This window comes from Streptomyces sp. PsTaAH-124 (assembly GCF_000373685.1).
GTDB lineage: Bacteria > Actinomycetota > Actinomycetes > Streptomycetales > Streptomycetaceae > Streptomyces > Streptomyces andamanensis.
In genome coordinates this window covers 283578-294633 of record NZ_KB892160.1, presented here as the reverse complement: position 1 = coordinate 294633, position 11056 = coordinate 283578, and the positions used below count along the sequence as shown (strand labels likewise).

Genomic DNA, 11056 nt, shown 5'->3' with positions numbered 1-11056 from the left:
AGACGGATCAGCGGAACCGCGCCGCATCGAAATTCGCCGCACCCATGTGATGCCGCGCATTGTCACCCTGCTCCTGATCACCCGACGAGAACGCACCGTCCATCCCCGACTGACCACCCACAATCGCCGACAACGACGAATTCAACTCACGCGCGATCCCGTCCGCCCGCCCCTTGAACTCATCGAACATCCGCCGCCCCGTACCGTTGAACTTCCCCTCCAACGGCTCCACCGCCTGCACCAACTGACGGATCAACGACCCCAGATCATCACTCGACCCACGCGAATCACGCGACAACGTCGACAACGTCTGCGCACCCATATCGAACTTCACGCCGAACTCGCCTCCCCCTGAAGCGGGTTGCACCGCCCTCGGTGAACAACCCTCCGTGAACGTTTCCGCCTCTCCATGTTCACAACCGGCCATCACCGTCGCAACCGTGTTGCGTCACAGGGCTGCCACAACCGGTGACCATCGCGGCGGAAGCGGCCGTTCACCGCGGTCCGCACCGCGCCGTCCGCTGGTCACGGCACCCCGGCCCGTACATCACGATCTGGTCACAGACTCTTGCCCCGCGCCGTGTAATCGATTCCAATCCCTCGTGTAATCGATTCCACGAGGAGGTGGAACGGCGATGGCGAGCATCAAGGACGTCGCTGCCGAAGCGGGTGTCTCCGTGGCCACGGTCTCGCGCGTCCTGAACGAGCACCCGTCGGTCAGCGCCGAGGCGCGGGCCCGTGTGCGGGCCGCCGTCGAGGCGCTGGGCTACCGGCCGAACGCCGTCGCCCGGTCGCTGCGCACGGACCAGACCCGCACGCTCGGGCTGGTCATCAGCGACGTGCTCAACCCCTACTTCACCGAGCTGGCCCGCTCCGTCGAGGAGGAGGCCCGCGCGCTCGGCTACAGCGTGATCATCGGGAACGCCGACGAGCGGCCCGACCTCCAGGACCACCACGTACGGACGCTGCTGGACCGCAGGATCGACGGGCTGCTGGTCTCCCCCACCGACGGCGGTTCGCCGCTGATGCTCCAGGCCGCGCGGGCGGGGACGCCCATGGTGTTCGTGGACCGGTGGATCAAGGGCGTGGACGTGCCGGTGGTCCGGGCGGACGGGCAGCAGGCGGTGCGTGATCTCGTCGCGCACCTGTGCGGGCTCGGCCACCGGCGGCTCGCGATCATCGCGGGCCCGGCGGCCACCACCACCGGCAGCGAGCGCGTCCGGGCCTTCCGGGACGCGCTGGCCGCGTACGGGCTCGCCCTGCCCGACGCCTACACGGGGCAGGGCGACTTCCAGGCGGAGAGCGGGCGGCGGGTCACCGAGGGCTTCCTCGACCTGCCCGAACCGCCCGAGGTGATCTTCGCCGCCGACAACCTGATGGCGCTCGGCGCGCTGGACGCGATCCGCGCCCGCGGGCTGCGGGTGCCGGACGACATCGCGCTGGCCGCGTTCGACGACATCCCGTGGTTCGTGCACACCGATCCGCCGATCACCGCCATCGCCCAGCCCACCGGCGCGCTGGGGCGGGCCGCCGTGCGGGCGCTGGTGGACCGGGTCGAGGGGCGCGGGCCGGAGTCGGTGACCCTGCCCGCCCGGCTCGTCGTGCGCCGCTCGTGCGGCGAGTCCGCGTCCCCAGCCTCCCCCGCCTCCCCCGGCTTGCCCGGTTCCCCCACCTCCCCCGGCTTGCCCGGCTCCCCCGCCGAGCCGTCCGCTGCCGTGACCGTCGTCCCCGGCGTACGGGAGCCCGCCGCCGGTGCCGGAGCCGTACCGGAGGACGAGTCCTTCGCAACGAACAGGAGCATGCCGTGAGCGACCCGGACGAGTTGCTGCGCATCGAGGGCATCCGGAAGACCTTCCCGGGCGTGGTGGCGCTGGACAGCGTCGACTTCGACCTGCGCCGCGGCGAGGTGCACGTGCTGCTCGGTGAGAACGGCGCGGGCAAGAGCACGCTGATCAAGATGCTCTCCGGCGCCTACACCCCCGACGCGGGGCGGATCCTGGCCGGCGGCGAGGAGGTGCGCATCCACGGTGCGCAGGACTCCGAGCAGCTCGGGATCGCCACCATCTACCAGGAGTTCAACCTGGTCCCCGATCTGACGGTCGCGGAGAACATCTTCCTGGGCCGCCAGCCGCGCCGCTTCGGGATCATCGACCGCAAGCGGATGGAGACGGAGGCCGCCGCCCTGCTCGACCGGGTGGGGGTCACGGTGTCGCCCCGCGCGCGGGTGCGGGACCTGGGCATCGCCCGGCTCCAGATGGTCGAGATCGCCAAGGCGCTGAGCCTGGACGCGCGCGTGCTCATCATGGACGAGCCGACCGCCGTGCTGACCTCCGAGGAGGTCGAGAAGCTGTTCGCGATCGTGCGGGCGCTGCGCGCCGACGGCGTGGGCATCGTGTTCATCACGCACCACCTAGAGGAGATCGCCGCCCTGGGCGACCGGGTCACGGTCATCCGGGACGGGCGCAGCGTGGGCCAGGTGCCCGCCTCGACACCCGAGGACGAACTGGTCCGGCTCATGGTGGGCCGCTCCATCGAGCAGCAGTACCCGCGGGAGCGGGCCGAGCGCGGCGAGCCGCTGCTCACCGTGGAGGGGCTCACCCGTGACGGCGTCTTCCACGACGTGGGCTTCGAGGTGCACGCCGGTGAGGTCGTCGGCATCGCGGGGCTGGTCGGCGCGGGCCGTACGGAGGTCGTGCGGGCCGTGTTCGGCGCGGACCCGTACGACAAGGGGGACGTCCGGGTCGCGGGCGTGCGGCTGCGGCGGCACGACGTGAACGCGGCGATGGCCGCCGGGATCGGGCTGGTGCCTGAGGACCGCAAGGGCCAGGGCCTGGTCCTGGACGCCTCCGTGGCGGAGAACCTCGGTCTGGTGACCCTGCGCTCGACCTCGCGCGGCGGGCTCGTCGACCTCAAGGGGCAGCACCGGGCGGCGGAGCGGATCGCCGGGCAGCTCGGTGTGCGGATGGCCGGTCTCGGCCAGCATGTGCGGACGCTGTCCGGCGGCAACCAGCAGAAGGTCGTCATCGGCAAGTGGCTGCTGGCGGACACCAGGGTCCTCATCCTCGACGAGCCGACCCGGGGCATCGACGTCGGCGCCAAGGTCGAGATCTACCAGCTCATCAACGAGCTGACCGCGGCCGGTGCCGCCGTCCTGATGATCTCCAGCGATCTGCCCGAGGTGCTCGGCATGAGCGACCGGGTGCTGGTGATGGCCCAGGGCCGGATCGCCGGGGAACTCCCGGCCGACCGGGCCACCCAGGACGCCGTGATGGCGCTCGCCGTCGGTTCGCCTGCCCCGCCCGCCCCCGCGGCCCCCTCGAACCCCGCGACCCCTGTGAACGGAACGACCGAAGTGGAGGCCCCCCGTGGCCACTGACACGCTCAAGAGCAAGGCGGGCGCGGGTGGCGCCTCCGGCCTGCGCCGGCTGCTCCTCGACAACGGCGCGCTGACCGCGCTGATCGTCCTCGTCATCGCGCTGTCCGCGCTCTCCGGTGACTTCCTGACGACGGACAACCTGCTCAACATCGGTGTCCAGGCGGCGGTGACCGCCATCCTGGCCTTCGGTGTCACCTTCGTCATCGTCGCGGCGGGCATCGACCTGTCGGTGGGTTCGGTGGCGGCGCTCTCGGCGACCGTGCTGGCCTGGAGCGCCACCTCGCACGGCGTGCCGGTCGCCCTCGCGGTGGTCCTCGCCGTCGCCACGGGCATCGCGGCGGGCCTGGTCAACGGCTTCCTGATCTCCTACGGCAAGCTGCCGCCGTTCATCGCGACGCTGGCCATGCTGTCGGTGGCGCGCGGGCTGTCGCTGGTCATCTCGCAGGGCTCCCCGATCGCCCTGCCGGACTCGGTCTCGCACCTGGGCGACACGCTCGGCGGCTGGCTGCCGGTGCCGGTGCTGGTCATGGTCGTGATGGGGCTGATCACGGCGTTCGTGCTGGGACGTACGTACATCGGACGTTCGATGTACGCGATCGGCGGCAACGAGGAGGCGGCCCGGCTCTCGGGGCTGCGCGTGAAGCGGCAGAAGCTCGCGATCTACGCCCTGTCCGGGCTGTTCGCCGCCGCCGCGGGCATCGTGCTCGCCGCCCGGCTGTCCTCCGCGCAGCCGCAGGCCGCCAACGGCTACGAGCTGGACGCGATCGCCGCGGTCGTCATCGGCGGCGCCTCGCTGGCGGGCGGCACCGGCAAGGCGTCCGGGACGCTGATCGGCGCGCTGATCCTCGCGGTGCTCAGGAACGGCCTCAACCTGCTGTCGGTGTCGGCGTTCTGGCAGCAGGTCGTCATCGGTGTGGTGATCGCGCTGGCGGTGCTGCTGGACACGGTGCGCCGCAAGGCGGGGGCGACCCCGCAGACGGCGGGCACGGGCAGCGGCGGCGGCAAGGGCAGGCAGGCGGCGACGTACGGGCTGGCGGCCGTGGTGACGGTGGCGCTGGTGGCGGCGACCTCGCTGCTGCACACCGGGTCCGCCTCGACCACGCCGAAGCTGGGTCTCTCGCTGTCCACGCTGAACAACCCGTTCTTCGTGCAGATCAAGTCGGGCGCCCAGGCCGAGGCGAAGAAGCTGGGCCTGGACCTGACGGTCACCGACGCGCAGAACGACGCCTCGCAGCAGGCCAACCAGCTCCAGAACTTCACCAGTTCCAGCCTGGGCGCGATCATCGTCAACCCGGTCGACTCGGACGCGGCCAGCAACTCCGTGAAGGCCGCGGGCAAGGCGGACATCCCGGTGATCGCCGTGGACCGCGGCGTCAACAACGCGAAGACGGCCGCGCTGGTGGCCTCCGACAACGTGGCCGGCGGCGAACTGGCCGCCAAGAGCATCGCCGAGAAGCTGGGCGGCCACGGAAAGATCGTGATCCTCCAGGGGCAGGCGGGCACCTCCGCCGCCCGTGAGCGCGCCGCCGGTTTCGCCCAGGGGCTCAAGGCCTTCCCGGGCATCCAGGTGCTCGCCCAGCAGCCCGCGGACTTCGACCGCACCAAGGGGCTGGACGTGATGTCGAACCTGCTCCAGGCCCACCCGGACGTGCAGGGCGTGATCGCCGCCAACGACGAGATGGCGCTCGGCGCGGTCAAGGCGCTCGGCTCCAAGGCCGGTACGTCGGTGCAGGTGGTCGGCTTCGACGGCACCCCGGACGGGCTGACCGCCGTGAAGAACGGCACGCTGTACGCCTCCGTCGCGCAGCAGCCCAGCCAGCTCGGCCGGATCGCCGTGGACAACGCGCTCAAGGCGGTCCAGGGCAAGCAGGTCGCGCCGACGGTGAAGGTGCCGGTGAAGGTGGTAACGAAGGAGAACGTGGCCGGGTTCAGCGGCTGACCGGTGACCGGCCCGTCCCCCCGATCTCTCAAGGCCCTCAAGGAGACACAGCGCATGTACGACTACGACCTGCTGGTCGTGGGGTCGGCCAACGCCGACCTGGTGATCGGCGTCGAGCGGCGGCCCGCGGCCGGGGAGACGGTGCTCGGCTCCGACCTGGCCGTCCACCCCGGCGGCAAGGGCGCCAACCAGGCGGTGGCCGCCGCCCGGCTCGGGGCCCGTACGGCCCTGCTGGCGCGGGTCGGCGACGACGCGCACGGCCGGCTGCTGCTGGACTCGCTGCGGGCGGCCGGCGTCGACCCGGCGGGCGTGCTGGCCGGGGGCGCCCCGACCGGGGTCGCGCTGATCACGGTGGACCCTTCCGGGGACAACAGCATCGTGGTCTCGCCGGGCGCCAACGGCCGGCTGACCCCGGACGACGTCCGCGCCGCCGCCCCGCTCGTCGGTTCGGCCCGGGTGGTGTCCGCGCAGCTGGAGATCCCGCTGGAGTCGGTCGTGGAGGCCGTACGGCATCTCGCGCCGGGCAGCCGGTTCGTGCTGAACCCGTCGCCGCCGCGCCCGCTGCCGCAGGAACTGCTGGACGCCTGCGACCCGTTGATCGTCAACGAGCACGAGGCGAAGGTGATCCTGGGCGGTGACGACGGAGCGGGCGACGCCCCGGAGGACTGGGCGCGGGCGCTGCTCGCGCGCGGGCCGCGCTCGGTGGTGGTCACCCTCGGCGGCGAGGGGGCCCTGGTGGCGTCGGCGCAGGGGGTGTCCCGGGTGCCGTCGGTGCGGGTGGACGCCGTGGACACGACGGGCGCGGGCGACGCGTTCACCGCGGCGCTGGCCTGGCGGCTCGGCGCGGGCGCGTCCCTGCCGGAGGCGGCGGCGTACGCGGCCCGGGTGGGCGCGGCGGCCGTGACCCGGCGGGGCGCGCAGGAGTCGTACCCGACGGCCGCCGAGGTCGACGCGCTCGGCCCCGCCGTCGCCCGGGGCGGCTCCCGGTGAAGAAGGCGGGCATCCTCAACCGGCATCTCGCCGGTGCGCTGGCCGAGCTGGGGCACACGGACGAGGTGCTGGTGTGCGACGTGGGCATGCCGGTACCGGCCGGGCCGCGCGTGGTCGACCTGGCGTTCCGCGCCGGGGTGCCGTCCTTCGCCGAGGTGCTGGACGGGCTGCTCGCGGAGCTGGTGGTGGAGGGCGCCACGGCGGCGGCCGAGATACGCGGCGCCAATCCGGCGGCGTCGGCGCTGCTGGACGGCCGCTTCCCCGGGCTCGTCCTGGTCCCGCACGAGCGGCTGAAGGAGCTGTCGGCGGGCGCGCGTCTGGTCGTACGGACCGGTGAGGCGCGGCCGTACGCCAACGTCCTGCTGCGCTGCGGGGTGTTCTTCTGAGCTGAGGTGAGGTGGCGGTCCGGGAGCGGTGCCGGACAGCTTCGAGGGGGCCCGGTCGTCGACCCGGCCCCCTCGGCTCTTCCCCTCCTGCGCCGGAACCCGTGGCTCCCCCCGAGCCTCCCCGGGTCGCCCCGGGCCCCCTCCGGGGGTTCCGACGAGAGATACGACACGCCTCGGGCCGGAAGGGTTGCATCCGTTCGCGATTATTTTTCGGGTGACTGCTTTCCGGGTGGCTGCCTTCCGGGTGCCGGATCTGCGGGTGCCGGATCTGCGTGTGCCGGGTCCTCCGGCGCCAGGGCCCGCGTCACCGCGTCCTGTGTCGCGTGGCGGCCCCGCAGGCGTTCCGTGGCCAGGCGGGCGACGACGCGGTCCAGCAGCGCGGGGTCACCGAGCAGATGGGCCCGGCTCTCGTCCAGGAGACGCTTCACCAGTTCCCCGAAGAGGAGGATCCCGGTGGCGGGGTAGTGGCGGGGGTGCCTGCTGAACCGCGCCACCCAGTCCTCGTAGGGGTCACGCAGCGTCAGATGCAGATATCCGCTGCCGTGCCGCCAGGGGCCCGGCAGTCCGCCGAGCAGACCCGCGACGCCGTACTGCCCCCGGGCCGGGTTCTCGCCGCCCAGCGTCAGCTTCACGCCCGGCATCAGCCGGGACCAGGCGACCGACCGCCCCGGCCCGCCGGGCTCGTGCCGGTGCATCCCCTCCGGCCGGAACTCCACCCAGTCGTTGTCCGGCCGGCCGCTGTCGCCCACCACCCAGAGGCCGCCGGTCCGTTCCAGCGGCCCCAGGACCGTCCCTGTCTGCGTCATTGCGTCATTCGACCACGTGCTCGACGAACCGTCCCGCTGTTTCCGCCAGTACCTCGCGGCCGTCGCGCGCCCACAGCTCCTCGTTGAAGAGTTCGACCTCGACGAAGCCGGTGTACCCGGCCGCCTCGACGCGCCGCTTCCAGGCGCGCAGGTCGACGGAGCCGTCACCGAGCTGCCCCCGCCCGTTGAGGACGCCCGCGGGCAGCGGGGTGGTCCAGTCGGCGAGCTGGAAGGTGTGGATACGGCCGCCCGCGCCCGCGCGCGCGATCTGCTCGGGCGCCCGGTCGTCCCACCAGATGTGGTACGTGTCCACGGCGACGCCGACCTGCCCGGCGGGGAAGCGTTCGGCGAGGTCCAGGGCCTGGGCGAGGGTGGAGACCACACACCGGTCGGCGGCGAACATGGGGTGCAGCGGCTCGACGGCGAGGCGTACGCCGCGTTCGGCCGCGTAGGGGCCGAGGACGGCGAGGGCGTCGGCGACGCGCTCGCGGGCGCCGTGCAGGTCCCGGTCGCCGGTGGGCAGGCCGCCGGAGACCAGGACCAGGGTGTCGGTGCCGAGCGCGGCGGCCTCGTCGATCGCGGCGTGGTTGTCGGCCAGCGCCCCGGCCCGCTCGGCGGGGCCGGTCGCGGTCAGGAAGCCGCCCCGGCACAGGGTGGTGACGGTCAGCCCGGCGTCCCGGACCAGCTTGGCGGCGGCCTCCACGCCGTATTCGCGCACCGGTTCGCGCCACAGGCCGACACCGGGCACGCCCAGCCGGGCGCAGGCGTCGGTGAGTTCGGGCAGGGAGAGCCCGCGGACCGTCATCTGGTTGACGGAGAAGCGGTCCAGGCCGGGTGCGGGGTTCATGAGGTCACTCCGTACAGGGAGAGCAGGGTGCGCATCCGGTCCTCGGCGAGCCCCGGGTCGGGGAACAGGCCGAGCCGGTCGGCGAGTTCGTAGGCGCGGGCCAGGTGCGGCAGGGAGCGGGCCGACTGGAGGCCGCCGACCATGGTGAAGTGGCTCTGGTACCCGGCCAGCCACGCCAGGAGGACCACGCCCGTCTTGTAGTAGCGGGTGGGGGCCCGGAAGAGGTGGCGGGAGAGTTCGACGGTGGGGTCGAGCAGGGCGCGGAAGCCGTCGGCGTCCCCCGTGTCCAGGACACGGACCGCCTCGGCGGCCAGCGGGCCCAGTGGGTCGAAGATGCCCAGCAGGGCGTGGCTGAAGCCCTGTTCGTCGCCCGCGATCAGCTCCGGGTAGTGGAAGTCGTCGCCGGTGTAGCAGCGCACGCCCTGCGGGAGGCGGCGGCGCAGGTCGATCTCGCGCTGCGCGTCCAGCAGGGAGACCTTGATGCCGTCGACCTTGTCGGGGTGGGCGGCGATGACCTCCAGGAAGGTGCCGGTCGCCGTGTCCAGGTCCGACGAGCCCCAGTAGCCCTCCAGCGCCGGGTCGAACATCGGGCCCAGCCAGTGCAGGACCACCGGTCCGGCGGCCTGGCGCAGCAGGTGGCCGTAGACCTCGTGGTAGTCGTCGGGGCCCTGCGCGGTGGCGGCCAGGGCGCGGGAGGCCATCAGGATCGCCTGGGCGCCGGACTCCTCGACGACGGCGAGCTGTTCCTCGTAGGCCGACCGGACCTCGGCGAGGGTGGCGGTCGCGGCGGTCATGGCGGTCAGCTGGTCGGTGCCGACGCCGCAGGCGATGCGGCTGCCGGTCGCTTTCGCCTCGGCGGCGGAGCGACGGATCAGTTCGGCCGCCGTGGGCCAGTCCAGGCCCATGCCGCGCTGGGCGGTGTCCATCGCCTCGGCGACGCCGAGCCCGTGGGACCACAGATGGCGGCGGAAGGCGAGGGTGGCGTCCCAGTCGACGGCGGCGGGCGAGTCGGGGGTGGTGTCGGCGTACGGATCGGCGACGACGTGCGCGGCCGAGAAGACCGTACGGGAGGTGAAAGCGCTTCCCGGGCCGGAGCGCACTGCGGGCAGGGGCTCGGTGCGCGGTTCGTAGGCGCGCAGAGCGCCGTGCGCGTCGGGGAGGTGCAGGGTCACAGGCCGATCTCCGGTACGTCGATACGGCGGCCCTCGGCGGCGGAGCGCAGGCCCAGCTCGGCGAGCTGGACGCCGCGGGCGCCGGCCAGCAGGTCCCAGTGGTAGGGGGCGTCGGCGTAGACGTGCCGGAGGAACAGCTCCCACTGGGCCTTGAAGCCGTTGTCGAACACGGTGTTGTCGGGCACCTCCTGCCACTGGCCGCGGAAGTCCTCGGTGGCCGGGATGTCCGGGTTCCAGACCGGCTTGGGAGTGGCGGAGCGGTGCTGGACGCGGCAGCGGCGCAGGCCCGCGACGGCCGAGCCCTCGGTGCCGTCGACCTGGAACTCGACGAGTTCGTCGCGGTGCACGCGCACCGCCCAGGAGGAGTTGATCTGGGCGACGGCACCGCCCTCCAGCTCGAAGATCCCGTAGGCGGCGTCGTCGGCGGTGGCGTCGTAGGGCTTGCCCCGCTCGTCCCAGCGCCGCGGGACGTGGGTGGCGGTGAGCGCCTGGACGGAGGTGACCCGGCCGAACAGCTCGTGCAGCACGTACTCCCAGTGCGGGAACATGTCGGTGACGATGCCGCCGCCGTCCTCGGTGCGGTAGTTCCAGGAGGGACGCTGGGCCTCCTGCCAGTCGCCCTCGAAGACCCAGTAGCCGAACTCGCCGCGCACGGACAGGATGCGGCCGAAGAAGCCGCCGTCGATCAGGCGCTTCAGCTTGAGCAGGCCCGGCAGGAAGATCTTGTCCTGGACGACGCCGTGCCGGATGCCCGCGGCCTCGGCGAGCCGGGCCAGTTCCAGGGCGCCGTCGAGACCGGTGGCGGTGGGCTTCTCGGTGTAGATGTGCTTGCCCGCGGCGATCGCCTTGCGCAGCGCCTCCTCGCGGGCGGAGGTGACCTGGGCGTCGAAGTAGATGTCCACGGCCGGGTCGGCGAGGACGGCGTCCAGGTCGGTGGAGAAGTGCTCCAGGCCGTGCTGCTCGGCCAGCGCCTTCAGCGCGTGCTCGCGGCGGCCGACCAGGACCGGCTCCGGCCACAGCACGGTGCCGTCGCCGAGGTCGAGGCCGCCCTGTTCGCGCAGCGCGAGGATCGAGCGGACCAGGTGCTGGCGGTGGCCCATGCGCCCGGTCACGCCGTTCATGGCGATCCGCACCGTCTTGCGTGTCACGTCAGTGCCCGTCCCTTCGTACGGCGTACCGCGCCTGCAGCCTCCCGGACAGCAAGCGCTTTCTATCCGAGGGAGAAGCTAGCCTCTGGGCGGCGTCGCGGACAAGGGCGGAGGCGGAACGTGTCGGCCGGGCGGGCGGATCCGGTGGCAGGGGCGGCTCGGCGGGGCGGTCCGGGCGCATGGGGCCGAGGTGGTCGTCCCGTCCGGTGGGACGCGGTGGTCCGGGCGGGCAGGAGCCACCGTGCCCCCTGGGCACGACCCGTCGCGCCCCGAGGGCAGGAGCCCTCGTACGCTGCGGGCAGCGCCTGTTGTCCGAGCGGGCGGACGCGGACGTCCCCGGGGGCCGTAAGGTCGGCACGACACCGCGGCCGGCACCGGCCGTACGGCGGTGG

10 protein-coding genes are annotated in these 11056 nt (G+C 73.1%); 5 read left to right on the top strand and 5 right to left on the bottom strand.

What is annotated here, in order from left to right:
• Nucleotides 1-7 precede the first annotated feature (7 nt).
• A complete protein-coding gene (locus B086_RS0107145; RefSeq protein WP_018565719.1) occupies nt 8-334 on the bottom strand; it encodes a hypothetical protein in 327 nt (108 codons plus the stop codon).
• Nucleotides 335-635: 301 nt separating this feature from the next.
• On the opposite strand from B086_RS0107145, the gene B086_RS0107140 reads away from it, so the two are divergent.
• Genes B086_RS0107140 through rbsD form a run of 5 tightly spaced genes read left to right on the top strand, consistent with a single transcriptional unit; the run spans nt 636 to nt 6691 of the window.
• Nucleotides 636-1808: a LacI family DNA-binding transcriptional regulator gene (locus B086_RS0107140; protein ID WP_018565718.1), complete on the top strand. Its 1173-nt coding sequence runs from the start codon at nt 636-638 to the stop codon at nt 1806-1808.
• On the top strand, nt 1805-3376 hold the full coding sequence (locus B086_RS0107135) for a sugar ABC transporter ATP-binding protein (protein WP_018565717.1): 1572 nt from the start codon (nt 1805-1807) through the stop codon (nt 3374-3376). Before B086_RS0107140 ends, B086_RS0107135 begins: the two co-directional genes overlap by 4 nt.
• Entirely contained in the window at nt 3366-5315 is a 1950-nt protein-coding gene (locus B086_RS0107130; RefSeq protein ID WP_018565716.1) for a substrate-binding domain-containing protein, read from the top strand. The genes B086_RS0107135 and B086_RS0107130 overlap by 11 nt, the downstream gene beginning before the upstream one ends.
• 54 nt (nt 5316-5369) lie before the next feature.
• Complete coding sequence (locus B086_RS0107125; RefSeq protein WP_018565715.1) at nt 5370-6305, top strand: ribokinase; 936 nt, start codon at nt 5370-5372, stop codon at nt 6303-6305.
• Nucleotides 6302-6691, top strand: a complete 390-nt coding sequence (gene rbsD / locus B086_RS0107120) for a D-ribose pyranase (RefSeq protein WP_018565714.1) — start codon at nt 6302-6304, stop codon at nt 6689-6691. Before B086_RS0107125 ends, rbsD begins: the two co-directional genes overlap by 4 nt.
• Nucleotides 6692-6894: 203 nt before the next feature.
• On the opposite strand, the gene B086_RS39340 is transcribed toward rbsD, so the two are convergent.
• From B086_RS39340 to B086_RS0107100, 4 genes are read right to left on the bottom strand one after another with little or no spacing between them, the layout of a single operon-like run.
• Nucleotides 6895-7497, bottom strand: a complete 603-nt coding sequence (locus B086_RS39340) for a hypothetical protein (RefSeq protein WP_018565713.1) — start codon at nt 7495-7497, stop codon at nt 6895-6897.
• Nucleotides 7498-7501: 4 nt separating this feature from the next.
• Complete coding sequence (locus tag B086_RS0107110; RefSeq protein WP_018565712.1) at nt 7502-8344, bottom strand: sugar phosphate isomerase/epimerase family protein; 843 nt, start codon at nt 8342-8344, stop codon at nt 7502-7504.
• Complete coding sequence (locus B086_RS0107105) at nt 8341-9516, bottom strand: dihydrodipicolinate synthase family protein (RefSeq protein ID WP_018565711.1); 1176 nt, start codon at nt 9514-9516, stop codon at nt 8341-8343. The genes B086_RS0107110 and B086_RS0107105 overlap by 4 nt, the downstream gene beginning before the upstream one ends.
• Nucleotides 9513-10664 carry a Gfo/Idh/MocA family protein gene (locus tag B086_RS0107100; RefSeq protein WP_018565710.1) on the bottom strand — a complete coding sequence of 384 codons (1152 nt, stop codon included), beginning with the start codon at nt 10662-10664 and terminating at the stop codon, nt 9513-9515. Before B086_RS0107100 ends, B086_RS0107105 begins: the two co-directional genes overlap by 4 nt.
• Nucleotides 10665-11056 lie beyond the last annotated feature (392 nt).

Bases quoted from the DNA above. Each gene is read 5' to 3' on its own strand.
- B086_RS0107110 (WP_018565712.1), bottom strand. From the start codon at position 8,344: ATGAACCCCGCACCCGGCCTGGACCGCTTCTCCGTCAACCAGATGACG.
- B086_RS39340 (WP_018565713.1), bottom strand. From the start codon at position 7,497: ATGACGCAGACAGGGACGGTCCTGGGGCCGCTGGAACGGACCGGCGGC.
- B086_RS0107140 (WP_018565718.1), top strand. From the start codon at position 636: ATGGCGAGCATCAAGGACGTCGCTGCCGAAGCGGGTGTCTCCGTGGCC.
- B086_RS0107125 (WP_018565715.1), top strand. From the start codon at position 5,370: ATGTACGACTACGACCTGCTGGTCGTGGGGTCGGCCAACGCCGACCTG.